General features: G+C 74.9%; 23 protein-coding genes and 4 pseudogenes. 8 read left to right on the forward strand and 19 right to left on the reverse strand.

Going from position 1 to position 25202, the window contains the following annotated elements; all coding sequences use genetic code 11:
- Positions 1-88: 88 nt before the first annotated feature.
- The 3 genes and pseudogenes from JKP76_RS21550 to JKP76_RS17135 form a co-directional block, all read right to left on the reverse strand.
- Positions 89-1546 (reverse strand): bifunctional [glutamine synthetase] adenylyltransferase/[glutamine synthetase]-adenylyl-L-tyrosine phosphorylase, encoded by a 1458-nt coding sequence (locus JKP76_RS21550; protein ID WP_309233030.1) that lies wholly within the window; start codon positions 1544-1546, stop codon positions 89-91.
- A pseudogene (locus JKP76_RS21555) lies at positions 1485-3185 on the reverse strand (bifunctional [glutamine synthetase] adenylyltransferase/[glutamine synthetase]-adenylyl-L-tyrosine phosphorylase); the annotation flags it as partial. The gene JKP76_RS21550 and the pseudogene JKP76_RS21555, both read right to left, overlap by 62 nt.
- A 4-nt stretch (positions 3186-3189) precedes the next feature.
- Positions 3190-3921, reverse strand: a complete 732-nt coding sequence (locus JKP76_RS17135) for a type 1 glutamine amidotransferase (RefSeq protein ID WP_309229590.1) — start codon at positions 3919-3921, stop codon at positions 3190-3192.
- Between the two features lie 115 nt (positions 3922-4036).
- Between JKP76_RS17135 and JKP76_RS17140 the strand changes: the two genes are divergently transcribed.
- Positions 4037-5899 (forward strand): hypothetical protein, encoded by a 1863-nt coding sequence (locus tag JKP76_RS17140; RefSeq protein WP_200492057.1) that lies wholly within the window; start codon positions 4037-4039, stop codon positions 5897-5899.
- 24 nt (positions 5900-5923) lie between these two features.
- On the opposite strand, the gene JKP76_RS17145 is transcribed toward JKP76_RS17140, so the two are convergent.
- Together JKP76_RS17145 and JKP76_RS23045 are read right to left on the reverse strand one after the other, a co-directional pair.
- Positions 5924-6934 (reverse strand): glutamine synthetase, encoded by a 1011-nt coding sequence (locus JKP76_RS17145; RefSeq protein ID WP_309233031.1) that lies wholly within the window; start codon positions 6932-6934, stop codon positions 5924-5926.
- 97 nt (positions 6935-7031) lie between these two features.
- Positions 7032-7274, reverse strand: a pseudogene (locus JKP76_RS23045) (glutamine synthetase beta-grasp domain-containing protein); the annotation flags it as partial.
- Between the two features lie 190 nt (positions 7275-7464).
- Here JKP76_RS23045 and JKP76_RS21560 point away from each other — a divergent pair.
- The 3 genes and pseudogenes from JKP76_RS21560 to panB form a co-directional block, all read left to right on the forward strand.
- A pseudogene (locus JKP76_RS21560) lies at positions 7465-8205 on the forward strand (nitrilase-related carbon-nitrogen hydrolase); the annotation flags it as partial.
- Between the two features lie 250 nt (positions 8206-8455).
- Positions 8456-9265 (forward strand): NAD(+) synthase, encoded by an 810-nt coding sequence (nadE, locus tag JKP76_RS21565; RefSeq protein ID WP_242472251.1) that lies wholly within the window; start codon positions 8456-8458, stop codon positions 9263-9265.
- Entirely contained in the window at positions 9262-10092 is an 831-nt protein-coding gene (gene panB, locus JKP76_RS17155; RefSeq protein WP_200492058.1) for a 3-methyl-2-oxobutanoate hydroxymethyltransferase, read from the forward strand. The genes nadE and panB overlap by 4 nt, the downstream gene beginning before the upstream one ends.
- A 77-nt stretch (positions 10093-10169) precedes the next feature.
- Here panB and JKP76_RS17160 read toward each other — a convergent pair whose 3' ends face one another.
- From JKP76_RS17160 to JKP76_RS17170, 3 genes are all read right to left on the reverse strand, one after another.
- Positions 10170-10889, reverse strand: a complete 720-nt coding sequence (locus JKP76_RS17160; RefSeq protein WP_200492059.1) for a hypothetical protein — start codon at positions 10887-10889, stop codon at positions 10170-10172.
- 389 nt (positions 10890-11278) lie between these two features.
- Positions 11279-11974 carry an NADPH-dependent F420 reductase gene (gene npdG / locus JKP76_RS17165; RefSeq protein ID WP_309229588.1) on the reverse strand — a complete coding sequence of 232 codons (696 nt, stop codon included), beginning with the start codon at positions 11972-11974 and terminating at the stop codon, positions 11279-11281.
- A gap of 70 nt (positions 11975-12044) precedes the next feature.
- Complete coding sequence (locus JKP76_RS17170; protein WP_200492061.1) at positions 12045-12227, reverse strand: hypothetical protein; 183 nt, start codon at positions 12225-12227, stop codon at positions 12045-12047.
- Between the two features lie 775 nt (positions 12228-13002).
- On the opposite strand from JKP76_RS17170, the gene JKP76_RS21570 reads away from it, so the two are divergent.
- Complete coding sequence (locus tag JKP76_RS21570; RefSeq protein ID WP_242472253.1) at positions 13003-13518, forward strand: GGDEF domain-containing protein; 516 nt, start codon at positions 13003-13005, stop codon at positions 13516-13518.
- Between the two features lie 29 nt (positions 13519-13547).
- Complete coding sequence (locus tag JKP76_RS17180; protein WP_200492062.1) at positions 13548-14840, forward strand: M24 family metallopeptidase; 1293 nt, start codon at positions 13548-13550, stop codon at positions 14838-14840.
- A gap of 20 nt (positions 14841-14860) precedes the next feature.
- Here JKP76_RS17180 and JKP76_RS17185 read toward each other — a convergent pair whose 3' ends face one another.
- The 4 genes and pseudogenes from JKP76_RS17185 to JKP76_RS17195 form a co-directional block, all read right to left on the reverse strand.
- Positions 14861-15304, reverse strand: coding sequence for a ChaB family protein (locus tag JKP76_RS17185; protein ID WP_200492063.1), 444 nt, complete (start codon positions 15302-15304; stop codon positions 14861-14863).
- 53 nt (positions 15305-15357) lie between these two features.
- Entirely contained in the window at positions 15358-15696 is a 339-nt protein-coding gene (locus tag JKP76_RS21575; protein WP_242472383.1) for an alpha/beta fold hydrolase, read from the reverse strand.
- A gap of 170 nt (positions 15697-15866) precedes the next feature.
- Positions 15867-16031, reverse strand: a pseudogene (locus JKP76_RS21580) (alpha/beta fold hydrolase); the annotation flags it as partial.
- Positions 16032-16117: 86 nt separating this feature from the next.
- Positions 16118-16348 (reverse strand): hypothetical protein, encoded by a 231-nt coding sequence (locus JKP76_RS17195; protein ID WP_200492064.1) that lies wholly within the window; start codon positions 16346-16348, stop codon positions 16118-16120.
- Positions 16349-16539: 191 nt separating this feature from the next.
- Here JKP76_RS17195 and JKP76_RS17200 point away from each other — a divergent pair, with 191 nt between their 5' ends.
- The gene (locus JKP76_RS17200) at positions 16540-16875 is read left to right on the forward strand and encodes a hypothetical protein (protein WP_200492065.1); all 336 of its coding nucleotides are present in this window, start codon (positions 16540-16542) and stop codon (positions 16873-16875) included.
- 3 nt (positions 16876-16878) lie between these two features.
- On the opposite strand, the gene JKP76_RS21585 is transcribed toward JKP76_RS17200, so the two are convergent.
- The 7 genes from JKP76_RS21585 to JKP76_RS17245 all read right to left on the reverse strand — a co-directional run bounded on the left by JKP76_RS21585 (position 16879) and on the right by JKP76_RS17245 (position 24768).
- Complete coding sequence (locus JKP76_RS21585) at positions 16879-18702, reverse strand: type II secretion system F family protein (protein ID WP_242471991.1); 1824 nt, start codon at positions 18700-18702, stop codon at positions 16879-16881.
- The gene (locus JKP76_RS21590; RefSeq protein WP_309233032.1) at positions 18702-21374 is read right to left on the reverse strand and encodes an ATPase, T2SS/T4P/T4SS family; all 2673 of its coding nucleotides are present in this window, start codon (positions 21372-21374) and stop codon (positions 18702-18704) included. Before JKP76_RS21590 ends, JKP76_RS21585 begins: the two co-directional genes overlap by 1 nt.
- Positions 21371-22033, reverse strand: a complete 663-nt coding sequence (locus JKP76_RS17225; protein WP_200492068.1) for a Flp pilus assembly protein CpaB — start codon at positions 22031-22033, stop codon at positions 21371-21373. Before JKP76_RS17225 ends, JKP76_RS21590 begins: the two co-directional genes overlap by 4 nt.
- A 5-nt stretch (positions 22034-22038) precedes the next feature.
- The gene (locus JKP76_RS17230; protein WP_200492069.1) at positions 22039-23055 is read right to left on the reverse strand and encodes a TadE/TadG family type IV pilus assembly protein; all 1017 of its coding nucleotides are present in this window, start codon (positions 23053-23055) and stop codon (positions 22039-22041) included.
- Positions 23043-23426, reverse strand: a complete 384-nt coding sequence (locus tag JKP76_RS17235; RefSeq protein ID WP_200492613.1) for a TadE/TadG family type IV pilus assembly protein — start codon at positions 23424-23426, stop codon at positions 23043-23045. The genes JKP76_RS17230 and JKP76_RS17235 overlap by 13 nt, the downstream gene beginning before the upstream one ends.
- Positions 23427-23627: 201 nt before the next feature.
- Complete coding sequence (locus JKP76_RS17240; protein ID WP_309229582.1) at positions 23628-23852, reverse strand: Flp family type IVb pilin; 225 nt, start codon at positions 23850-23852, stop codon at positions 23628-23630.
- Positions 23853-24090: 238 nt separating this feature from the next.
- Entirely contained in the window at positions 24091-24768 is a 678-nt protein-coding gene (locus JKP76_RS17245; protein WP_309229581.1) for an A24 family peptidase, read from the reverse strand.
- Between the two features lie 76 nt (positions 24769-24844).
- Here JKP76_RS17245 and JKP76_RS17250 point away from each other — a divergent pair, with 76 nt between their 5' ends.
- Positions 24845-25195, forward strand: a complete 351-nt coding sequence (locus JKP76_RS17250; protein ID WP_200492071.1) for a DUF1801 domain-containing protein — start codon at positions 24845-24847, stop codon at positions 25193-25195.
- The last annotated feature ends 7 nt before the right edge of the window (positions 25196-25202 follow it).

A 25202-nucleotide genomic window follows, 5' to 3' on the forward strand; every position in this document is an offset into this window, starting at 1 on the left:
AGCGTGCCACGCGGAACGGCCGCGTGGCCCTCGTCGCGAGCTCCGGGTTCGCGGTCACCTGACCGGGGGACACCGGGAGCCGGCGCGGTCAGCCCTCGCCGGCCTGCCCGTAGAAGACGTGCTCGACCACGGTGCGGGCGCGCCGGGTGGTCCGGTGGTACTCGTCGAGGAACTGCCCGGGCTGGGTCTCGGCGCCGTAGCCGCACGCCCGCGCCACGCCTTCCAGCTCGAGCCCCGGCCGCGGCAGCTGGTCGCTGGGCCGCCCGCGGACGAGGAAGACCGCGTTGCGCGCTCGCGTCGCCAGCTCCCACGCCGCGCGCAGCGCCTCGGCGTCCTCGGCGGTCACCAGTTCCGCGTCCGAGGCCGCGGCCAGCCCCTCCACGGTCGACCGGACGCGCAGGCCCGGCAGCTCGCCGCCGTGCTGCAGCTGCAGCAGCTGCACGGTCCACTCGACGTCGGCCAGCCCGCCGCGGCCCAGCTTGGTGTGCGTCGCGGGGTCGGCGCCGCGCGGCAGCCGCTCGCGCTCCACGCGGGCCTTGATCCGGCGGATCTCGGCCACCTGGTCGGCGGCCAGGCCGCCCTCGGGGTAGCGGATCGGGTCGATGAGCTCGACGAACGCCGCACCCAGCTCCTCGTCGCCGGCGACCGGCGTCGCCCGCAGCAGCGCCTGCACCTCCCACAGCGACACCCAGCGCTCGTAGTACTCGCGGAACGCCGACAGGCTGCGGGCCATCGCGCCCTGCCGGCCCTCGGGCCGCAGGTCCGCGTCGATCTCGAACGCGGGGTCCGGTCCGGGCTCGCCGAGCAGCCTCCGCAGGGTGTGCGCCACGGCGTTGGCCGTCGCCGTCGCGGCGGCCTCCTCCGCACCCGCCCGCGGGCGGTGCACGAAGAGGACGTCGGCGTCCGAGCCGTAGCCCATCTCGCCGCCGCCGAGCCGGCCCATGCCGATGACCGCGACGTCCACGGGCAGCTGGTCGACCGAGGTGCCGCTCTCGAGGGCGTGCGCGCGCAGGGCGACGTCCAGACCGGTCCGCAGGGTGGCGACGGCGACGTCGGTCAGCGCCTCCCCCACCCGCAGCACGTCGAGCCGGCCCAGGAGGTCCGCGCAGGCGATCCGCAGCAGCTCCTGGCGGCGCAGCCCGCGCAGCACCCGGATGCCGCCCTGCGGATCACCGGCGCGCGCGGCGGCCAGGCCCCACGCCCTGGTCAGCGCGGCGACCCCGCGCGGCTCGAGCTCGGCGTCGTCGGCGAGCAGCCGCAGCGCCTCGGGCGTGCGGGTCAGCAGGCCGGCGACGTACTGGCTGGACCCCAGCAGGTGGGCCAGCCGCTCGGCGACCTGGCCCTCGTCGCGCAGCAGCCGCAGGAACCACTGGTTGCCACCCAGCGCCTCGCTGACCTGCCGGTAGGCGAGCAGCCCGGCGTCCGGGTTCGGGCAGGAGGCGAAGGTCTTGCAGCAGCACCGGCAGCAGGTACTTCTGCATGGACGCCGAGCGGGAGACCCCGCCGGTGAGCGCCGCGAGGTGCCGCAGCGCGGCGTCGGGGTCACCGAAGCCGAGCGCGCGCAGCCAGTCGCCGGCGGCCTTCGAGCCCAGCTGCAGCCGCTCGCCGGGGACGCGGGCCACCGCCGACAGCAGCGGGCGGTAGAAGAGCTTCTCGTGCAGCCGGCGGACCTCGCGGGTGTGCAGGTTCAGCTCGGCCTGCAGGACGTCGACCGCCCCGCCGCGCGCGTCCGGCTTGTAGCCCAGCGACCGGGCCAGCCAGCGCAGCTGCTGCTCGTCGGTGGGCAGCAGGTGGGTGCGCCGCAGCCGGAGCAGCTGGAGCCGGTGCTCGACGGTGCGCAGGAACCGGTAGGAGGCGATGAGGGTGACCGCGTCGTCCCGCCCGACGTAGCCCCCCGACGACAGCGCCATGAGCGCCGGCAGGGTGCCGCCCGCCCGCAGCGAGGCGTCGGCCCGGCCGTGCACCAGCTGGAGCAGCTGGACGGCGAACTCGACGTCGCGCAGCCCGCCGCGGCCCAGCTTCAGCTCGCGGTCGGCCTGCGCGGGCGGGATGTTCTCCTCCACCCGGCGGCGCATGGCCTGCACCTCGCCGACGAACCCGGGGCGGTCACCGGCGCGCCACACCATGGGCCACAGCGCGTCGACGTAGGCCCGCCCGAGGTCGGGGTCGCCGGCCACCGGGCGCATCTTGAGCAGCGCCTGGAACTCCCACGTGCTGGCCCACTGCTCGTAGTAGGCCGAGTGCCCGGCGACCGTGCGCACCAGCACCCCGGCCTTGCCCTCGGGGCGCAGCGCGGCGTCGACCTCCCAGGCCGCCTCGCGGCAGATCCGCATGAGGGCAGCGGCCACCCGGGTGGCGCTGCCCAGGGCGGCGCTCTCGGAGTCCTCGGGGTCCACCGGCTCGCCGACGAAGACGACGTCGACGTCGCTCACGTAGTTGAGCTCGCGGCCGCCGGTCTTGCCCAGCGCGATGACCGAGAGCCGGCAGGCCGCGGCGTCGGCCGGCTGCTCGGCGACGGCGAGCGCCAGCCCCGCGGTGAGCACCGCCGCGGCGATGTCGGCGAGCTCGGCGGCGACCTCCTCGGCAGCCAGGTTGTCGCCCAGGTCGCGGCCGGCCAGGGAGAGGATCGCCCGCCGGTAGGCCAGCCGCAGCGCGGCCACCCGGGCGGGGTCGGCGTCGGGCGCGCCCTTCCCCAGCCGCACGCCCCACGGCGGGTCGTCGGGGTCCGCGCCGACCGCGGTGAGCATCTGCTGCTCCAGCGCGGCGGGCGTCGGCCGCGCCTGCCCGGAGTCGTCGGCGTCGAGGACCGTCCAGTCGTCGGGGTGCGCGGCGAGGTGGTCGGCGAGACCGGAGCTGGCGCCCAGCACCGCGAGCAGCCGGCTGCGCAGCAGCCCCGAGCCGCGCAGCCGGGCCAGCAGGGACGCGGCCGACTCCCCGTGCGGGTCGGCCTCGTCGAGCGCCTCCACCAGGCGGTGCAGCGAGCGGGCGGCGAGGTCGGGGTCGCCGGCGCGGGCCAGCGCCGCGACGACGGGACCGGCCTCGGGGTCGGCGGGCTCGTTGCGCTCCAGGTCCCACAGCCCCAGGTCGGGGTGGGAGAGCACGCGGGCGGCCCGCTCGCCGTCCTCGAAGCCGAACCGCACCAGCCGGACGACGGCGCGACGCGGGATCTCCAGCTCGGGTCCCACGGGCTCAGCCCGCCTGCGGGGCGTGCGCCCGCACCAGGTCGGCGAAGCGCGCGGCGAACGGTGCCCACGTCTCGGCGAGGTCGTCGTGCACGGCGTCGGAGCGGGCGCAGAGCGTCTCGGCGTCCACCGGTGCCGCCGCCACCCCGGAGCGGTCGGCCGCCGCCCAGGCCCGCACCATGTCCGGCGTCGTCTCGATGTGGAACTGCAGGCCGTAGACCGCCTCGCCCACGCGGAAGGCCTGGTTCTCGTAGTGCGCGTTGCTGGCCAGCAGCGTGGCGCCCGGCGGCAGCGCGGCGATCTCGTCGTGGTGCCACTCGACGACGTCGGGGGTGAGCGGCAGCGGCCCGAAGACCGGGTCGGCGTAGGCGGCGTCCCGCTTGGCGACCAGGGCCGCGCCGACCTCGGGGCCCTCGGTGCCGCGCCGGACCGCGCCCCCACCGACGTCGGCGAGCAGCTGGGCACCCAGGCAGACCGCGAGGCTGGGCGTGTCGTCGTCGATCGCCTGCCGCAGGAGCGCGCGCAGTCCGACGAGCTCGGGGCTGGTGGCCTCGTCGTCGGTCGCCGACTGCGGGCCGCCCAGGACGAGCAGCCCGTCGTGCCCGTCCAGCGTGCCGGGCAGCGCGTCCCCGCGGTCGAGGTACCGCTCGTCGAGGGTCAGGCCGGCCGCGGCCAGCCACTCCCCCAGCCGGGCGGGCGGGTCGGTCTCGCTCGGGACGACGACGAGGAGGCTGGCCACGCGGTCGAGATTAGCGGCGCATCCCCTCGGGCCCCGCTCGGACGGGTGCGTTCCCGACCCCCTCCGGCACCGCGGCGGGCCTAAACTCCGGAAGCCGCCGGCGGGGAGGGGCACCGTGGACACCATGCCGGTCCGGGCGGTCCCGGGCTCCGTCGCACGGCCGCCGTCGGCCGCGGTCATGCCGCGGCGCGCCCGGTCGGTGCTGCCGGTCGCGCTGCTGCTGGTCGCCGCCCAGCTGGGACTGCGCACGTGGGTGTTCGCGCAGCGGAGCTTCTACGGCGACGACCTGCACCTGCAGCTGCTCTCCGACCGGCTCCCGCTGTTCTCGCGCGAGCTCCTGCTCCAGGACTACGACGGCCACCTCATGCCGGGCAGCTTCCTCGTCGCCGGCCTCGCCGAGCGGGCCGCGCCGCTGGAGTGGTGGCCGGCCGCGGTCTCCCTCGTGCTGCTGCAGGCGCTGGCCTCCCTCGCCCTGCTGCGCGTGCTGTGGGTGCTGGTCGGGGACCGGCCGGTGCTGCTGGTGCCCCTGACCTTCGGGTTGTTCACGCCGGTGGCGCTGGGCGCGGCCACCTGGTGGGCGGCGGCGCTGAACTCGCTCCCGCTGCAGATCGGGCTGGCCTGGTACGTCGCGGCCGCCGTGCGGTACGCGCAGACCGGACGGCGGCGGCACGCCGTGAGCGGCACCGCGGCGCTCGCCTTCGCGTTCGCGTTCTACCTCAAGGCGGTGCTGCTGCCGCCCATCGCGTTCGTCGTCGTGGTCGTGGTGCTCCTGCGCGACGGCGCGCGCCATCCCGTGGCGGCCGCGGTGCGCCAGGCCCGGGCGCTGTGGGCGGGCACCGCCGTCGTCGTCCTGGTGTGGGCGGTGACCTACCTGCTCACGCGCGAGCACTCGCCCGTGAGCGCCGGCAGCACCGACGACGTCGTCGCCACGCTCACGACCGGTCTGCGCGCGATCGCGCCCGCGGTGGTCGGCGGGCCCTGGGACTGGGTCCTCCTGGACGCCGGCTCCCCCCTCTCCAACCCTCCGCACCGGGCGACGGTGGCCGGCTGCGTGGTCCTCGCCGGGGCCTTCGCCTGGACCGCCGTGCGGCTGCGCGGCGCCGTGACGGTCTGGTCCATGACCGCCGGCGCCGTCCTCGCCGGGCTGCTGATGGCGGCGATCGGCCGGGCCTCCCTGGGCCTGGGGGAGGTCGTGCCGCTGGCCTACCGCTACTTCGCCGCCGATGCCGTCGTGCTGCCGATCGCCGGTGCGCTGCTGCTCACCCTGCCGCTCCGCGACGTGTTCGCGCCGGGCCGGTTCGACCGGCCGCCCCGGATCCGCCGGCCCGCGGTGACCGCGGCCGTGCTGACCGGGGTGCTGACCGCGGCGTTCGTCGCGAGCGGGGTGCGCTCGACGGTGGACCACGCCGAGGCCTGGCAGGGCAACCGCACCGGGGAGTACCTGTCCACCGCCCGGGCCTCGCTCGCCGCGGCCGGCCGCACCCCTCTGCTGGACCAGGCGCTCCCGCTGCTCGTCACGGCGGGCATGGCCCCGCCGGCCCACTCGCTGCACGGCCTGCTGGCCGCGCTGCCCGACCGCCCGCCGTTCGCCGCCTGGACGACCGAGCTGCAGCTGCTCGACGGCGCCGGCCGCCTCGTGCCCGCCGTCCTCGTGCCCGCCGTCCCGGTGCTGCCCGGACCGGACCCGCTCTGCGGCCACCCGATGCTGCCGGGGGCACCGGCGACGCTGCCGCTCGGGGCCGCGCTGCCGGGCTGGGTGTGGACGGTGCAGCTGGACTACATCGCCAACCAGGACGGCGTCCTCGAGGTCGCCGCCGAGGGCGGTGGCGCGGTCGTACGGGCGCCGGTGACGGCCGGCTTCGGCCGGGTGTTCGTCCGGCTGGAGGGGCCGGTGCCCGCGGTGCGGGTGGCCAGCGGGACCGACGGGTTCGGCGCGTGCCTGACCTTCGGCGCCGTCGGGGAGGTCGCGGTCCGCTGACCGGCCCCGACGGCGCCGGCCCGCTCAGAGACCCGGCAGGTAGCGCTGCAGCTCGAACGGCGTCACGTTGCGCCGGTAGGAGTTGAACTCCTCCCACTTGTTGCGCAGGAAGAACTCGAAGACGTGCTCGCCGAGGGTCTCGGCGACCAGCTCGCTGCTCTGCATGGCGGTCAGCGCCTCGCCGAGGGAGACCGGCAGGTCCTCGTAGCCGGCCGCGCGGCGCTCGGTGTCGGTGAGCGACCAGACGTCGTCCTCGGCCTCGGGCGGCAGCTCGTAGCCCTTCTCGATGCCCTTGAGCCCGGCGGCGAGCAGGACCGCGAAGGTCAGGTACGGGTTGCAGGCGGAGTCCGGCGACCGGACCTCCACGCGGGCCGACTGCGCCTTGCTCGGCTTGTACTCGGGCAGCCGCACCAGCGCCGAGCGGTTGGCCCGGCCCCAGGTGGCCGCCGTCGGCGCCTCGGTGCCGGCCAGCAGCCGCCGGTAGGAGTTGACCGTCTGGTTGGTGACGGCGGTGACCTCGCGCGCGTGGGTGAGCAGGCCGGCGATGAACTGCTTGGCCGTCGTCGACAGCCGGATCGGGTCGGCGGCGTCGTAGAAGGCGTTGCGGTCGCCCTCGAAGAGCGAGAAGTGCGTGTGCATCGCGGAGCCCGCGAGCTCGGTGAACGGCTTGGGCATGAACGTGGCGTGCACGCCCTGACCCAGCGCCACCTCCCGGACGACGTGCCGCAGCGTCATGATGTTGTCCGCCATCGACAGCGCGTCGGCGTAGCGCAGGTCGATCTCCTGCTGGCCGGGAGCGACCTCGTGGTGGCTGAACTCGACCGAGATGCCCATCGCCTCGAGCGCGAACACCGCCTCGCGGCGGAAGTCGTGGGCCACGTTGTGCGTGGAGAGGTCGAAGTAGCCGCCGGTGTCGGCCGGCTCGGGGGCCGTGCCGTCGGTCGGCAGGTCCTTGAGCAGGAAGAACTCGATCTCGGGGTGCGTGTAGAAGGTGAACCCCATGTCCGCGGCCTTGGCCAGCGCCCGGCGCAGCACGTGCCGGGGGTCGGCACCAGGACGGCGAGCCGTCGGGCAGCGTGATGTCGCAGAACATCCGCGCGGTGTCGCTGGGCCGGCCGTCGCGCCCGGGCATCACCTGGAAGGTGCCCGGGTCGGGCTTGGCGAGCATGTCGGATTCGTAGACGCGGGCGAAGCCCTCGATCGCCGACCCGTCGAAGCCGATGCCCTCGGCGAACGCCGCCTCGATCTCGGCCGGCGCCACCGCGACGGCCTTGAGGTAGCCCGAGACGTCGGTGAACCACAGCCGGACGAACCGGATGTCGCGCTCTTCCAGGGTGCGCAGGACGAACTCCTGCTGTCGATCCATGCTCGCCATGCTCTCGTCCGCTCGTTTCCGGGATGTGACGTGCCGCCACCCTGCCCCCAACGGGGGGCGTAGGACACCCGGCACGCCACGCGGGCCCGCGCTTCCCCACCCGGCGGACGGCCCGCCTGGCCCCCGTCGCACGTCCGAGACCAGACTGTGCGCCGTGAGCGATCAAGGACCGGTGCAGCTCCGGGTGGCGATGGCGCAGGTGGACACCCGCGTCGGTGACCTCGAGGGCAACAGCGAGCTCGTGGTGCGGTGGACCGCGCGGGCGGCCGCCGAGAACGCGCACCTCGTGGTGTTCCCCGAGATGACGCTGACCGGCTACCCGCCCGAGGACCTCGTCCTGCGCGAGTCCTTCGCCCGCGCCAGCGAGCGCGGGCTGGTGGAGCTGGCCGCCGCGCTGGCCGACCGGGGCCTCGGCGGCATCGCCGTCGTCGTCGGCTACCTCGCGCACACCGAGGGCAGCGGGCCGGCACCGGTCGACCAGCCGCCGACCGACGACGACCGGCCCGGCGATGCCAACCCGCGCCGCGGTGCGCCCCGCAACGCCGCCGCGCTGCTGTTCGGGGGCGAGGTCGTCGTCCGCTACTACAAGCGGCACCTGCCCAACTACGGCGTCTTCGACGAGGCGCGCTACTTCGTGCCCGGCACCGAGCTGCCGGTCGTGCGGCTGCACGGTGTCGACGTCGCGCTGACGATCTGCGAGGACCTCTGGGTCGAGGGCGGGCCGTGCGGGGTCGCCGGCCAGGCCGGCGTCGACCTGGTCGTCTCCCCCAACGCCTCCCCCTACGAACGGGCCAAGGACGACCTGCGGCTGCCGCTGGTCCGCCGGCGCGCGGCCGAGGCGCGGGCGACCGTCCTGTACTGCAACCAGGTCGGCGGGCAGGACGAGCTGGTCTTCGACGGCGATTCGATGGCGGTCGCCGCCGACGGCACGCTGCTGGCCCGCTCCCCCCAGTTCGTCGAGCACCTGGCGACGATCGACCTGGACCTCGACCCTTCGTCGGTGCCCGAGCGGCGCGAGGGCCGGATCGGCCCGATGACGGTCACCCGGCACGTCGTCTCCGAGGAGCCGGTCGCCGCGTTCGAGCGGCGGCACGCGACCGTCGTCGAGCCGCTCAGCGACGCCGAGGAGGTGTGGCGGGCACTCGTCCTGGGGCTGCGCGACTTCATCGACAAGAACCGGCATGCCCTCGGTCGTGCTCGGCATGTCCGGCGGCATCGACTCGGCCCTGGTCGCGGCCCTGGCGGTCGACGCGCTGGGCGCCGACCGGGTGCACGGGGTCGGGCTGCCGTCGAAGTGGTCCAGCGAGCACTCGCTGTCCGACGCCGAGGACTCCGCACGCCGGCTGGGCATGCACTACTCCGTCGTCCCGATCGCGCCGATGGTCGACGCGTACGAGGCGTCGGTGGAGCTGTCCGGCGTCGCCGCGGAGAACCTGCAGGCCCGGGTTCGCGGGACGCTGCTCATGGGGCTGTCCAACCAGCACGGGCACCTGCTGCTGGCGACGTCGAACAAGAGCGAGGTGGCCGTCGGCTACTCCACGCTCTACGGGGACGCCGCCGGCGGGTTCGCCCCGATCAAGGACGTGCCGAAGACCCTGGTGTGGGACCTCGCCCGCTGGCGCAACGCCTCCGCGCGGGAGCGGGGCGAGACCGAGCCCATCCCGCAGAACTCCATCGACAAGCCGCCGTCGGCCGAGCTCGCACCCGGCCAGCAGGACAGCGACTCGCTGCCCTCCTACGAGGTGCTCGACGCCGTCATCGCCGACTACGTCGACCGCGACCTCGGCATGGCCGAGCTGCTCGAGCGTGGCCACGACCCCGAGGTGGTGGCGCGGGTGCTCCGGCTCGTCGACACCGCCGAGTTCAAGCGCCGGCAGTCGGCCCCCGGCACCAAGATCAGCCTCAAGGCGTTCGGCCGCGACCGGCGGCTGCCCGTGACCAACCGGTGGCGGGAGACGCTGCCCACCGTGCGCGAAGGAGCTCAGGCATGACGGAGTCGCCGCTGTACGGCGGGAAGACCACGGCCCGGGTGCGGGTGCACCACCTGCAGCAGGCCAAGGAGCGTGGCGAGAAGTGGGCCATGCTCACCGCCTACGACACCTACAGCGCGGCCATCTTCGAGGAGGCCGGCATCCCGGTGATGCTCGTCGGTGACTCCGCCGGGAACGTCGTCCTCGGGCACACCAGCACGGTGCAGGTGACCGTCGAGGACATGCTGCTGCTCACCAAGGCCGTGACCCGGTCGACGAAGCGGTCGCTGATCGTGGCCGACCTGCCCTTCGGCTCCTACGAGTCCGGCCCGCAGCAGGCCTTCGAGACCGCCGTGCGGCTGATGAAGGAGGGCGGCGCGCAGGCCGTCAAGCTCGAGGGCGGCGTCCGGGTCGCACCGCAGATCAAGCTGCTGCACGACTCGGGGATCCCGGTCATGGCGCACATCGGGTTCACGCCGCAGAGCGAGCACGCCCTCGGCGGGTTCCGGGTGCAGGGCCGCGGGGCGGGTGCCGAGCAGCTGCTCGCCGACGCCCGGGCCGTGCAGGAGGCGGGCGCCTTCGCCGTCGTCCTGGAGATGGTGCCGGCCGCGCTCGCCGCCGAGGTGACGCGCGAGCTGGCCATCCCGACCGTCGGCATCGGCGCCGGCGTGGACTGCGACGCCCAGGTGCTCGTGTGGCCGGACATGGCCGGGCTCAACAGCGGGCGGGTGCCGAAGTTCGTGAAGAAGTACGCCGACCTGCGCGGTGAGCTGCTGCGCGCCGCCCGGGAGTACGCCGACGAGGTGCGCGGCGGCGTCTTCCCCGGCCCGGAGCACTCCTTCGAGTAGCCCTCCCCACTCTGCGGGCACGTTCCGGACGGTGCGGGCGCGATCGCGTCGGCACCGTCCGGAATCCGCCCGCAGAGTCAGCCCGGACGGCGGCGGCCGCGCTCCAGGGCGCGCCGGACCCGCGGCCCCAGGACGCCGGGCACCAGTTCGTCCCACGTCCACCGGACGACGCCCCAGCCCTCGTCCCGCAGCGCGTCCTCGCGGCGCTTCTCCTCGAAGACGGCGTCGCCCGGCGACTGCCCCGGGCGCAGGAGCCGGCCGTACTTGACCCGCCCGTCGAACTCCCCGAGCACGCCCTCCTTCTCCCAGCCGAAGTCGCTCCGGCCCACCAGGGCGCCGCGCGGTGTCCGCACCTCGAGCTGCAGCGTCGACGGGCCGAGCCCCACCCGGTGCAGCACCACCCGGCTGCGGCTCTCCCCCACGCTGTCGCTGCGGGCGTCGGCGAACCGGACCGCCCGGGTCGCCGCCCGCGTCCCCGGCGCACGCCCGAGCCCGGCCACCCCCTGCTCCAGCTCGGTGGGCCCGACCACGTGCTCGTGCAGCGCCGCGTCGAGCAGCACGACCGCCGGCTCGAACGGGAGCGACCGGGCGAGGTCGAGCACGGTGCGCAGCGGGCTCGTGACCGCCACCCCACCCACCAGGACGACGTCGTCGTCGGGGAGGCGGGCGACGTGGCAGTGCAGGTGCCGGCCGACGTGCGCCGAGGCGGGCGGACGGCGGGTCACGTGCACGCGGTCGAGCCGGACGCCCCAGAGGGGCAACCCGTGCAGCACCGCGGCGGACTGGTGGCTGACCACCGCGGGACGGCGCAGCGCGGCGAGAGTGGCCGCGACCAGCCGCCGGTGCCGTCCGGCCGGACATCGGGTGGCTGGTCGACGGGCAGGTAGGCCCCGGGTCGCAGCCGGGCCAGCTGCCCGCGGCCGACCTCGCGCTGCAGCTCGTCGTCGCTCCAGCCGGCCTCGAGCGCGGCACCGCGGAGGAGCAGGTCCGGCACGTCCCACGTCTGCATGCCGTCAGCGTGGGTGCCGGTCGCCCCGCGTCGGAGGTGCCGGCGTCATCGGTGGACGGCGGCTCGCCCTGTGGACAGGACCGTGCGGCCACTCTGCGGGCGGGTTCCGGACGGTGCGGGCGCGATCGCGTCGGCACCGTCCGGAATGCGCCCGCAGAGTGAGCGGGGCGACCCGGGTCAGACGTCGGTGACGCGGATGCCGGCGTGCACCTTGTAGCGGCGGTTGACCGAGACCAGGTTGACCGTCAGCGCCTCGACCTGGCGGGCGTTGCGCAGCCGGCCGGCGTAGACGCCGCGCATGCCGGGCAGCCGGCCGGCGAGCGCCTGCACGGTGTCCATGGAGGTGCGGTCATCGCCCACGACCATGACGTCGCCGTCGATGGTCGGCTTGGAGAGGTCCTCCAGCAGCCGGGCCGAGAGGTGGTGGAACGCGCCGACCACGTGCGAGTCGGGCAGCAGCGTGGCCGCCTGCTGCGCGACGCTGCCCTCCGGGACGTCGAGCACGTAGGCGCCCAGCTCGTCGAAGCCCATGGGGACGACGCAGTCGACGACGATCTTCCCGGCCAGCGGCGCGGCCAGCTCGGCGACCGTCGCGGCGTGCCCGTCGAACGGGACGGCGATGATCACCAGGTCGGCGGCGCCGGCGACGTCGGCGTTCGACCCGCCCTGCACCGACACCTCGGCGCCGGCGGACGCGGTGGTCGCGCGGGCGGCGACGTCGGAGGCCACCTCCGCGGCGCGCTCGGCGTCCCGCGAACCGAGCAGGATGCGCTGCCCGGCGGCGGCCAGGCGAACGCCGAGCCCGCGGCCCTGCGGCCCGGTGCCCCCGATGATCCCGACGACCAGTTCCTCCACCGCACGACCTTCGGTCACGTCAGCCCCTTCCGCGGCACCGGACGGCCCGGCTCCTGCACCGATCATCCAGGGACGACGTGCGTCCCTGTCAGTCGCCCTCCCAGGCGCGGTCCTCCTCGGTGATCTGCTTCTCCCGCTCGGCCACCGAGCTCAGCGCGTGCTCGGCCTGCTCGCGGGTCTCGTACGGGCCGAGCCGGTGCCGCTCGGCGCACCCGTCGCGCGGTTCGACGGTGTCGTGCTTCAGGCAGTAGAACCAGGGCCCCCCGGCCATGCGTGCCTCCTCGTGCTCGTCGGGCCCCCATGCTGGCACCGAGCGGCGCGCCCCGCTCGGGCCGCCTGCGCGGCGGCCCGATCGGGCGGCCGCCGCGGTGCCGTGTCGCTCCGTGTTCGGAATGTCACCGGGATGAGGCATCCTGCAGCTGTGACCGGCGTCGCCCCTCCGCCTCCCCTGCCCGGCACGGGCCTGCCGGCGCGGTCCACGCCGTCCGGCCTCGACCGTCGGGTCGCCGCTCTCTCCCTCGCCGCGCTGCTGTCGCTGGGCGCGGTCATGGGCTCGGTCAACCTGCTCGTCGAGGGCGTGCTGCACGACGGCGCCGCGCGCTGGGCCTACGGGTCGACGATGCTGCTGCTGCTCGCGCGGGCGGGGCACCTCGCCGTCCGCGGCCGGGTGGGCCAGCGGTACACCCTCGGCCTGGTGCTGCTGGGCGACCTGATGCACCTGGTCGTCGTCCTCTGCATCGAGGACCCGCTGCGCTACGCCACCCCGCTGATGCTGCTGTTCCCGGCGCTGGCCGCCGCGTGGTTCCTGCGCCCGCGCCCCCTGGCCGTGCACATGGTCGTGATCGTCGCCGTGTGCCTGGCCGCGCTGTGGCCGAGCTACGACAGCGCCGCCGGCCTCCTGCTCCAGGTCGGGGTCAGCGCCGCCATGCTGAACGCCGCCTCCGCGGCGATCTTCCTGCTCCGCCGGCGGGTGCAGCGGCTGCTCGAGGCCACCGAAGACGCTCAGCCGGCAGGACCCGCTCACCGGCCTGTTCAACCGCCGGTACCTGGACGAGGAGGCGTCGCGGCTGTGGGCGCACGCCCGCCGCGAGAGCGGCCTGCTGTGCGCCGTCGTGCTCGACCTCGACCACTTCAAGCGGCTCAACGACGAGTTCGGCCACGCCGCCGGCGACGACGTCCTCGGCGCGGTGGCCCGGGCCCTGACCGCCACGGTCCGGCCCACCGACGTGCTCGCGCGCACCGGCGGCGAGGAGCTCGTCGTCCTGGGCACGGTCGGGGCGCCGGACGAGGCGCAGGGGCTGGCCGAGCGGCTACGCCTCGCGGTCGCCCGGGCGCGCGGCACCGGCGGGCACGCCGCGACCGCCTCCGTCGGCCTGGCGGTGGCCGCTCCGGAGGTCCCCGACGACCCGGCGGCGGCGCTGTGGCGGCTGGTCGCGCGCGCGGACACCGCGATGTACGCCGCCAAGCGCGCCGGCCGTGACCGGGTGGCCGCCGCCGTTCCGCTCCCCCGTGCCGCCCTCCTGCCCGACGACGGGGGCGGCGACCGGGTGCTCGACCGGTAGGTTCCACCAACTTCTGTTTCGCTAGGGGCATGTCGCTCCTCGCGCCCGACCCGACGCGGACGGCGCCCCTGCCGTTGCGCGCCCAGGCCGGCGTGCGCGACCGGTGGCTGAGCGAGCGGCTGCGCGACCTGCTGCCCGAGCTCATGGACCGCACCGGCATCGACCTGTGGATCGTGGCCGGCCGCGAGTACAACGAGGACCCGGTCCTCGCGACCCTGCTGCCGGCAACCTGGCTGTCGGCGCGCCGCCGCACCGTCCTCCTGCTGCACCGCAGCGACGACGGCGTGACCCCCGTCGCCGTGTCCCGCTACCCCGTGGGGCAGTTCCTCCCCGCCGAGCCCGGCGAGGGTCCGGCGGGCAGCGAGTGGGACGTCGTCCGCCGCTTCGTCGAGCAGGCCCGACCGGCGCGCATCGGCATCGACGTCTCCGCCGACTTCGCGCTGGCCGACGGCCTGTCGCACGGCGAGCACGGCCGGCTGGTCGCCGCGCTGGGCCCGTACGCCGACCGCCTCGTGCCGGCCGAGGCGCTCGTGGTCGCCTGGCTCGAGACCCGCCTCCCGGAGGAGATCGAGGCGCTGCACGCGCTCCATGGGCTCATCGCCGAGGTCGTCGCCGAGGCGTTCGCCACCGCCGTCACCCCCGGCGTCTCGACCGCTGTCGACGTCGCCTGGTGGCTGCGCCAGCGGCTGCACGACCTCGGCGTCGAGCCGTGGTTCCACCCGTCGGTCACCCTGCAGCGCGCGGGGGTGCCGCTGGTCGACCAGGGCGGGGCGCTGCTGCCGGCGGTCCCGTTCGACGCCGTCGTCGAGCCGGGCGACCTCGTGCACTGCGACGTCGGGCTGAGCAGCCTGGGGCTGCGCACCGACACCCAGCACAACGCCTACGTGCTGCAGCCGGGCGAGGACGCCGCACCGGAGGGGCTGCGCGCGCTGCTCGCCGCCGGCAACCGGATGCAGGACCTCACCGTCGCCGAGCTGCGGCCCGGCCGCACCGGCAACGAGGTGCTCTCGGCGGCCCGCGCTGCGGCGACCCGGGCGGGCATCGATGTCGACGTCTACTCCCACCCGGTCGGTGTCCACGGGCACGGCGCGGGGCCCGCGATCGGGCAGTGGGACGAGCAGGGCGGCGTCCCCGGGCCGGGCGAGCACCGCGTGCACCCCGACACCGCCTACGCGCTCGAGCTCGCCGTCCGCGGCCCGGTGCCCGAGTGGGGCGGGCAGTGCGTCCGCATGGGCCTCGAGCAGGGCATCGCGCTCACCGGTGCCGGCGTGCGGTACCTCGGCCCGCGGCAGACCGCGCTGGTGCTGGTCCCGGCCGGCTGAGACCGGCCGGGACCGCGCCGCTACTTCTTCGCGCTCTTCTTCTTCCGCGCGTCCGCGGTCTTCTTCGTGCTGGCCTTCTGGATGGCGTCGACGAGCTCCTTCTTCTTCATCGTCGAGCGCCCGGAGATGTCCAGCTTCTTCGCGATCGCCTTGAGGTGGTCCTTCGTCGCGTTCGCGTCGACGCCGCCCTTGGTCGCCTTGCGCGTGTTCCGGCCGCCCTTGGCCTGCTCGTCGGAGGGGCCCTTCTTGCCGCCCTCCTTGGGCGCCCAGCGGTCACCCACCTTCTCGAAGGAGTGCTTGACCGCCGCCCAGGCGACCTGGTTGGCCCTCCGCTCGTCGCCGTACTCGTCGACCGCGGAGTCGTGCGCCTTGGCGAACGTGCGCTGCGCCTTCTTCGGCGAGCGCTGCAGCGTGCTGGGCAGCTCCGACTTCTTGGCGTCGCCCTTCGTGGTGGTCTTCGGCATGACCTCTCCTCCTCGCGTGCTGGGCCTCCCCCTACCCCGGGACGGGCCCAAGATCACATCGGCTCAGCCGACAGGAACGGGATCAGTTCCGCGGCCAGCCGGTCGGGGGCCTCCTCCGCCATGTGGTGGCCGCTGTCGATGGGGCCTCCCCCGCGCAGGTCGCTCGTCCAGCCCGCCCAGATCTCCCGCGGGTCGCCGTGCAGGTCCGCGAGGTCGTCGCGCGCCGACCAGAGCACCAGCGTGGGGCAACCGACCCGGCGCCCCGCCGCCCGGTCGGCCTCCTCGGCGGCGCGGTCGACGCCGAGCCCGGCCCGGTAGTCCTCGACCATCGCGTGGACGGTGGCCGGGTCGCGGATCGCGGCCAGGTGGTCGGCGTGGTTCTCCTCCCCCATCGCCGCGGCCCGCCCGGGCGCCAGCGAGCCGTCCCAGGCCTCGGGATCGGCGCAGATGGCCCGCTCCGGCTTGCCCGGCTGGGCGTAGAAGAACCAGTGCCACCAAGCGGCACGACGGCGAACCGCTCGTGCCCGAGCGCGCGCATGAGCGCGACGACGTCGCGGGCCATGGCGCGCTTCGAGTAGGGCGCGTGGTCCGGGCTGGTCGCCGGCCTGGAGGAACGGCCGTAGCCGCGGAGATCGGGGCAGACGACGGTGCGCCCCGCCGCGACCAGGAGCGGCGCGACCCGGTGCCAGGTGGTGTGCGTCCGCGGGTGTCCGCGCAGGAGCACCACCGGCGGGCCGGATCCGCCGGCGCGGAGCCGGAGGACGACGCCGTCGCCGACGTCGACCCGCGACTCCGCGAAGCCGGCGAAGAAGGTCAGGGCAGGTCGGCGGTGTCGGACGACTGGCGGTGGCCGCCCTGGGCGTCGTCGGGGTCGGCGTGGACCGTGCGCTCCTCCGACTCGGCGAGGATGAGCTCGGCGGCGACCTGCTCCATGCCGCTGCCCTGCAGCGGTGCCTCCTCGGGGAGGAGCTCGGCACGGCTGGCGATGTTGCCCTCGGTGACGTTGTCGAGGGCCTCGGCGCTGGGCTGCTTCTGCGTGGCCATCAGAACCGCTGCTGCTCGGTGGGCGCGGGCTGGTGCGGGTCGGTCACGGGGACTCCTCCTCCGGTGCGGGTGCGTCGGGGACGCCTGGGAGCCGCCTACCCACCGGCCGCCGGCCCACACCCGTGTCGGATCCCGGGCCCGGGGGTAGGCCGACCGGGACCGAGGACGAGCACCTGCCGAGAGGACGAGACGTGCCCGAGCGCGATCTGCCGCTGAAGGACTACGACCACCTGCCCGTGGGTTCGCTGACCACCCGCATCCGGAGCCTGGGCGTCGAGGACCTGACCACGCTGCTCGACTACGAGAAGGCGCACGGGAACCGGTTCCAGGTCGTCCGCGTCATGGAGAGCCGGCTGAGCAGCCTGAGGAACGGGGCGCAGCCCTCCGGCGGCGATCCGTCGGCCAGCGGTGCCGACGCGCCGGCCGCGCCCGAGGGCGGGTCCAAGGCCTCCGAGGCGACCTCCGGCCCGCCGGTCAACCCGCCGTCGCACGGCGACCCGACCAACCCCGCCCAACCCCGCAGCTGACCGTCAGAGCACGCGGACGAGGTCCATGACCGCGGGCCCGACGACGACGATCATCAGCGCCGGGAGGATGCAGACCATCAGCGGGAAGACCACCTTGACCGGGATCTCCATGGCCTTCTTCTCGGCCCGCTGCTTGCGCTTGTCGCGGAGGTCCTCCGCCTGCGCCCGCAGCACGTCGGAGATGGCGATGCCGTAGGAGTCGGCCTGGTTGACCGCGGCGACGAAGCGGCGCAGGTCCTCCACGTCGGTGCGCCGGGCGAGGGCGTTGTAGGCCTCCCGGCGCGGGCGGCCGACGGTGACGTCGTGCAGCGTGCGGCTGAGCTCCTCGGCCAGCGCGCCCTTGCCGTTGGCAGCGGCGCGGGCCAGCGCGGCGTCGAAGCCGAGCCCGGCCTCCACGGCGATCGTCATCTGGTCCAGGGTGTCGGGCAGCTCGTTGCGGATCGCCTCCTGGCGCTCCTTGCCGCGGCCCCACACGATCGCGTCGGGCACGAGGTACCCGCCGGCGGCCAGGCCGGCCGTGACCACGAGGGAGAAGAGGCCGGGCGAGGCCGCCAGCAGCAGCAACCCGACGACGGCGCCGGTCGCGCCGCCGACCAGCTTGGCCCACAGGGCGCGGCTCATGCTGCGGCCGCCGGCGAAGCCGGCCAGCTCGATGAGCCGGCGCATGCGCGCCGCCGCACGGTCCGGAGTCAGCACGCGCAGCAGCGCGTCCAGGCCGGTGCCGCGGGACTCCAGCGAGCCGACCTCGATGACCCGGGCGCCGAGGCCGCGGGTGAGGTTGCGGCGGGCGATGGCCAGGGTGCGGCCCGAGGTGCCGAACGCGACCGACAGCAGGTAGCCGGCGGGCGCCACGACGAGCAGCACGCCGACGAGCACCGTGGTGGGCATCAGAACGTCACCTTCACCGTCTTGCGGAGCCACAGGGCGCCGATGGTCAGCAGGGAGATGGCCGCGACGAGCAGCACCCGGCCGGAGCCGGTGCCGGTGAGCACCGCGGTGTAGTCCGGCGAGACGAGGCTGAGCAGCAGGAACAGCGCGAACGGCATCGACATGAGGACGATGCCGGAGAGCCGGCCCCTCGGCCGACAGCGCCTCGGCGTGGCGGCGGATCTGGTTGCGCTCGCGGATGGTGGTGCTCACGCGGTCCAGCACCTCGGCCAGGTTGCCGCCGACCTCGCGGTGGATGGCGATGGCCTGCACGACCCAGGCGAAGTCCTCGCTGCCGGTGCGCTCGGCGACCTCCTCCAGGGCGAGGTTGATGTCGCGCCCGACGCGGGTCTCGTTGACCACGCGGGCGAACTCCTCCGCCGTGGGCGACTGCGCGTCCCGGGAGACGGCGTCCACCGCGCGCAGCACGCTGTGCCCGGCCCGCAGGCTGCTGGACATGAGGTGCAACGTGTCGTCGAGCTGGTCGACGAACGCGGCCTGCCGGCGGCTGCGGTAGCGGCCGACGACGACCTTGGCGACCAGCGGCGCGAGCAGCGCGAGCAGCACGGCGAGCGCCGGGCCGCCCAGCACGCCGCCGACCATCATGGCCACGAGGCTGCCGACGGCGGTGAGGACGACGACCTCCGCCGGCCGGCGGGTGATGCCGGCCCGCTCCAGCGCCGTCTCCAGCAGGTGCTGGCGACCGAGCCGCTTGAGCAGCCGGTCGGCCACCGCGGTGGCGTCGTCGAGCGCACCGGCCAGCCGGGTGGAGGCGGGCGCAGCGGCCGGGTCCAGGCGGACCAGCGGCACGCGGGCGCGACCACCCCCGGCCACGAGCCCGACCGAGAGGGTCAGGGCCGCGACCAGGGCGGTCACCCCGAGGAGCACGACGGGGTCCATCAGGCGTTCCCCCGCACCCGCGGCCGCTCCGTGCCGGCGCCGAAGACGCGCGGCGACAGGGAGATCCCGAGGTCGGCGAACTTCTCCGCGAAGCGGGGCCGCACGCCGGTGGGGACGGCCTTGCCGAGGAACCGGCCGTTGAGGTCGGTGCCGGCCGAGTAGTCGAAGAGGAAGGCGTCCTGGAGGGTCACCGTCTCCCCCTCCAGGCCCTGCACCTCGGTCACGTGGGTGACCCGGCGGGTGCCGTCGCGCAGCCGGCTGATCTGGACGATCACGTCCACGGCCGAGGCGACCTGCTCCCGGACCGCGCGCAGCGGCAGGTCCATGCCCGCCATCAGCACGAGGGTCTCCAGGCGGGACACCGCGTCGCGCGGCGAGTTGGCGTGCACCGTGGACAGCGAGCCGTCGTGGCCGGTGTTCATCGCCTGCAGCATGTCCAGGCTCTCGCCGCCGCGGACCTCGCCGACGACGATGCGGTCGGGCCGCATGCGCAGCGAGTTGCGCACCAGGTCGCGGATGCCGACGGCGCCCTTGCCCTCGATGTTGGCCGGGCGGGACTCCAGCCGGACCACGTGCTCCTGCTGCAGCTGCAGCTCGACGGCGTCCTCGATCGTGATGATCCGCTCGTTGGCGGGGATGAACGAGGACAGCACGTTGAGCAGCGTGGTCTTACCGGTGCCGGTACCACCGGACACGATGATGTTGAGGCGGGCCTCGACGCAGGCGCGCAGCAGCTCGGCCATCTCCGGCGACATCGTCCCGAAGGCGACCAGGTCGCTGACCTGGAAGGGCTTGCGGGCGAACTTCCGGATGGTCAGCGACGAGCCGCCGAACGCCAGCGGCGGGATGATCGCGTTGACGCGCGAGCCGTCGGCCAGGCGGGCGTCCACCAGGGGCGAGGACTCGTCGATGCGGCGCCCCACGCGGGAGACGATCCGCTCGATGACCCGGCGCAGGTGGTCCTCGGAGGCGAAGGTGACCGTCGAGCGGGTGAGCTTGCCGGCCCGCTCGACGTAGACCATGTCCGGTCCGTTGACCATGATCTCGCTGACCGTCGGGTCGTCCAGCAGCGGCTGAAGCGGCCCGTGCCCGAGCACCTCGGCGGTGACGTCGGCGGTGAGCCGGGTGCGGTCCTCGGCCGAGAGCGGCGTCTGCTCGTTGGCGAGCACCCGCTGCAGCTCGGCGCGCACGAGGCCGTGCAGCTGCTCCTCGGGCAGGTCCGGGTCGTTGAGCTTGGCGCCCAGCCGGTTGAACAGCGCCACGGTGGCGCGCTCGCGGAGCCGGTTGAGCCCCTCCCCCGGCGAGCCGACCTCGGTCGCCGGGCGGACGACGTCGCCGTCGCCGCGCTTCTTCGCGGTCGTCTCGACGCGGGCCGCCAGGCTGCGCGCCTCCTCGGCCGCCGCCTCGCGGGCCAGCCGGACCGGGTCGGCACCCAGCGCCTGCTCCCCGCGCGCCTCGGCGAGGCGCTCGGTGAGGCTCACCGCGAGCCCGCCCGGAAGGGCAGCCGGCCGAGCAGCCCGGTGGCGCGCTCCTCGGTGGCGGGCAGGAAGCGGCCCAGCAGCTGGCGCAGCCCGCGGCTGACCGGGTCGCGGTTGCTCTCCTGGAGCAGCGGGACGCCGGTGTTCGTGGACAGCGTGACCGCCGAGTTGCGCGGCAGCACGACGTCCAGCGGCGCGCCGACGGCCTTCTCGACGTCGGCCAGCGAGAGGCCGCCGGCCGGGTCGGACATGTTGAGCAGCAGGTGCAGCTGGGTCCGGCACCAGGTCCAGCTCGCGCAGCACGTCGAGCTCCTTGCGCAGCCCGCGCACGCCGGGGACGTCCATGCTGCTCATGAGCACCAGGTCGGTGGCGCGCTCGAGGGCGACGAGCGTGTGGTCGGACAGGCCGGGGGCGGTGTCCACGACGACGTGCCGGAACTCGTGGCTCAGCGTCTCCAGCAGCCGGGCGACCTGCTCGGCGGAGACCGCGTCGCCGGAGGCCGGCGAGTCACTGCCGGCCACGACGTACAGCCCGCTGGGGTGCCGGCTGAGGAAGGTCTTGAGCACCAGCGGGTCGGTGCTGGCCGCGCCGTGCACGGTGTCCGGCAGGGTGTAGTCCGGGGCGAGCGCCAGGGCGCTGGCGACGTCGCCGAACTGCATGTCCAGGTCGACCAGCACGGTCGAGCCCAGGCCCGACTGCGCCAGACCCACGGACAGGTTGGTCGAGACGGTGGTCTTGCCGACCCCGCCCTTGGGCGAGGCGACGACGATCAGCCGGTGGTCGGGCACCCGCGAGGTCTCCTGCAGGGTCGCCTGCAGCCGGGTCTGGGCGCGCTCGTCGGCGCGCTCCAGGACGGCGGTGACCTCCGGCAGGCCCGCGTCGGGGGCGAGGACGTCGCGCACGCCGGCACGCATCGCCGTCACCCACAGGTCGGCGTCGGCCCGGGCGACGATGACGACGCTGGTCGCCGGGCGGCTCAGGTCGACCGCCTGGGCGAGCTCGAGGGCCCGCTCCAGCGCCACGTCGGAGCCGAGGACGACGACGTTGGGGAAGCCGGCCTCCTCCATGCGGGCCAGCAGCCCGCCGTGGACGTCGAGGTGCTCGACGGTGAGCTGGACCAGGTCGCCGTCGGTGGCCCGGGCGAACTGCTGCTCGAGCGCGGTGTCCGCGCCGATGATCAGGACCTGGCTCACTTGTCGCTCCCGGAGGTGGAGGTGGCGTCGACCATCGACAGCCACAGGGCGTTGTCGTACATGCCGGCGACGACGGCGCCGGCCTGCTCGGGGGTGAGGGCGAGGGTGACCGTCACGGCGCCGCCGTTGACGCCCGAGGCCTCGACCTCGCTCACGCGGGTCACCTCGACGTCCTCGTAGAGGCGCTCGCTGGTGCTCACGCCGTCCGGGGCGGTGCGGGTCAGGTAGACCGCGACGCGGTCGCCCTCGTCGAGGCTGCCGCCGACGGCCCGCTGGACGTCGAGGGTCACGCTGACCGCCTCGCGGCCGTCGTCCCTCGTCTGCCCCACGGCGTCGTCGCCGGCGAACCGGGCCTTCGTCAGCTGGTCGCCCGGCAGCATCGCGGTCGCGGACGGGGTGTCACCCAGCTCGGCGAGGTCGGTGATCGCGCCTTCGGCGTCCGGCACGAGCCGGACCGGCACGTCCAGGAGCGCCACCTTGGCCTCGAGCTGGTTGGCCGGCGTGCCCTTGGGGATCGGCGCCTGGGCGACGAGGACCTGGATGGTCTGCTCGTCGGCCCGGGCCCGGTCGTCGGCGCTGCTGACGTAGCTGATGAGCAGGAACGCACCGACCAGGGCCAGCGCGAAGGCCGCGATCGCGGCGAGGACTCGACGTTGCATGGCAATCACCGTTGTTCCGTGAGGAAGACGGACCGGGCACCCAGGTCGGGAGCCGATGTCTGGATTCGTGCGTCCGAGAGCTGGACGTGGGTGGTGAGGGAGCCCTCGACGACGAGGCCCTTCTCGCTGCCGCCGCCCTGACCCGTGAAGAGCCGGATGAGGAAGTCGATGATGGCGAGAAGCCGCTCGAACCAGCTCATCTGCGCCCAGCTCTTGCCGGTGCCGAGGTCGTAGCCGGACACCTTGAAGGCGGCGAAGCCGTACACCCGATAGCTGGTCGCCGACCCCTGGCTGTCGTCGACGACCGGCAGGAGGACCGTGGTGCCGACGAGGTCGAACAGGTACTGGCTCTGGTTCGCGCAGGCGCTGGGCATGCTCGTGGCGCCGCCGGCCGACCGAGCAACCTGAGCGCCGACGCTGGCAGTGGTCTGGCACACGGAGCCGGAGTCGGTGGCCAGCCAGACGAACCGCATGTTCGCCTGCCCCGCGCCGGTGCAGCCGGAGTTGCTCGCCTCCATCGACACGCTGGGCCGCGAGCGGTGCTTGTCGTACTCGCACCGCCCGATGGCCAGGGGGAGCTTCGCCGTGGCCCGGCTCGTACCGCTCCACGCCGCCGTGGAAGCGGCGGAGACCGTGGAGGCGTTGCGACCCAGCACCGGCGCGAACCAGTGCTTCTGCTGGGCGGTCGCCGTCACCGTGACCGACTGCCCCTGAGAGCCGACGGGGCCGAGCTGCACGGTCGGCGTCGACACGGTCGCGCCGGCCTGGCCGGAGTTGCCGGAGACGAGCGCGGTCGCGGTGCCGAGCTCGTCGCCGCAGTCGGGCCGCCAGGCGCAGTCGGTGGCGACGGCCAGGGCGGCGGCGTCGGTGCCGTTGCGCAGCTGGGCGCGCTCGGACTGGACGGCCGACAGGTCGACGGCGATGGCGGCGAAGCCGAGGAGCGGGACGAGCAGGAGGGCGACCATGACGCCGACGGCGCCGCGCTCGTCGCCCAGGCGGGTGCGCAGGGTCAGCCGCCGCATCGCATGGCCGCCTTGCCGGTGAGGTCGAAGCCGGCGCCGCGGACGAGACCCGCGACGACGTTCTGGCGATAGCGGACGGTCACCGTCACGGTCGGGTTGGTCCCGGTGGCGGTGGTGCACGACGGCAGCGACATGGTGATCTGCGAGTCGGGCAGGGTGAACCCGGCCGGCAGCGTCGCTCGGACGGCGGCACGGGCCTCGGCCACGGTGTGGCCGAGCGCCATCGACCGGGCGCCCTCGCGGGCGGCCGACGAGAGCGTCGCCTGGTTGTTGAAGGCCTTGCTGAACTCGATGATGCCGAAGAGCAGCAGCAGGAGCACCGGCGCGACGAGCGCGAACTCGACCGCGGCGGCACCGCGCTCGCCGAGCAGGCGGGCGGCGACCCGGCGCCGGCCGGGGCACGTGCGTGCGGTTCTGGCTGGACACCTCGCGGGCTCCTTCCTGTGCTGGGTGGGGTGCGGGGCGGAGGGGGCTGCGCCGGCCCGGGGACAGGGGGCGGCGGCGCGGGGGCGTGGGGCGGCGTGCTCGCACGGGGGCGGGCACGCCGCCGACCACGACCCGAGGGCGCTACGTCAGGGCGCGGTGGTGGAGCCGGAGCCACCGACGTTGATGCTGTTGAACAGGCCCTCGAGCTTGCCCTTGAACGCGACCATCGCGGTGACGATGACGGCGGCGACGGCGCCGACGATCAGCGCGTACTCGACCGCGGTCGCGCCCTTCTCGTTCGCCTTGAACTCGGCGATGCGGTCCTCGGCCATCGAGGCGAGCAGCTGCAGAGCGATGAACGGGTTGATCACGGTGATCTCCTAGGAGGTCCGCCGTCGACTTGTCGGGCCGTGGTGACCGGGGTCGCGGCTTCCCCAAGATCGGGGGCCGCCGGCCGCACGACGAGGGGTTGGGCCGACGTCGTCACTCGGAGGGGGGACCACCGAACGGGCGCTCGGGGCCGTCGCGGCCCCACCGAGGAGCCCGAACCGGTGACACTGCGTCGCCCGTTCCGGTGACCGAACGTGATCACTGAGCGTGCGGAAACGCCTACAGGCCGGCCCAGTCCCCCGACAGGAGTACCGCCACGACGGTGCCGGCGAGCAGGGCGGGGCCGAAGGGCAGCTCGGTGCCGCGGTCGGCCCGCCGCACGGCGAGGAGGGCCAGGCCGAGCACCGCCTGGACCAGGAAGCCGAGCAGGAATCCGAGGAGCACGGCCGGCCAGCCGAACCAGCCGAGCACCAGCCCGAGCAGGCCCGCGAGCTTGACGTCGCCCATGCCCAGCCCGGTCGGCGCGAGCAGCGCCATGACGAGCAGGACTGCGAAGCTCGCAGCGCCTGCGAGCAGGGCGCGCCACAGGTCCGGCCAGGCGTCGTCGAGCACGGCCGCGAGGGTGAGGAGGGCGACCGCGACGACGGTCGCGGGCAGCAGGATGCGGTTGGGCAGCAGCTTCACGCGCAGGTCGACGAGGGCGAGCAGCAGGCCGACGGCGGCGAACCACGCGTAGGCCGGCAGCTCCGGTGACCAGCCGAAGCGCAGCCCGATCACCGCGAGCAGCGCGGCGGCGATGACCTCCACGACCGGCGGGCGGGAGGTTCGCGGTCCGGGGCCGAGCAGGCCGGCCGCGCTCGGCCGGCTCGGCCAGGGGTAGCGCGCCGCAGCGCGGTCCACCGCCGTCCCGATCCCGACGCCGGCGACGCCGAGGACGACGGCGGGGAGCACGGACACGGCGGCCACCCTGGCACAGCGGCTGCCCGGCGTCCGGGAGGCTCCCCGGCGGCCCCGGCTGCGCCACAGTGGGCGCATGAACTCCCCCGACCAGGCCGTGCGCGACTACGTGGACGCCCTGGACCCGGCCGGGCGTGCGCTGTTCGACCGGTTCGCCGCGCTCCTCCGCGCCGAGCACCCGGAGGCGACGGTCACCTGGGCCTACCGGATGCCGACCTTCGTGGTGGGCGAGCGACGGCTGCACGTCGGCGTGTGGAAGCACGGGCTGTCGCTCTACGGGTGGAGCGCGGACCGCAGCGGTGGCTTCTGCGATCGCCACCCGCACCTGTGCGGCGAGCGCGGCACGCTCAAGCTGCCGCACACCGAGGCCGCCGGCATCCCCGACGAGCACCTGCGCGATCTGGTGCGCGCCACCTTCGCCCCCTGATCCGCGA

Origin of the sequence: Blastococcus sp. TML/C7B, from assembly GCF_016612845.1 — a bacterium.
In the GTDB taxonomy this organism is placed as follows: Bacteria; Actinomycetota; Actinomycetes; order Mycobacteriales; family Geodermatophilaceae; genus Blastococcus.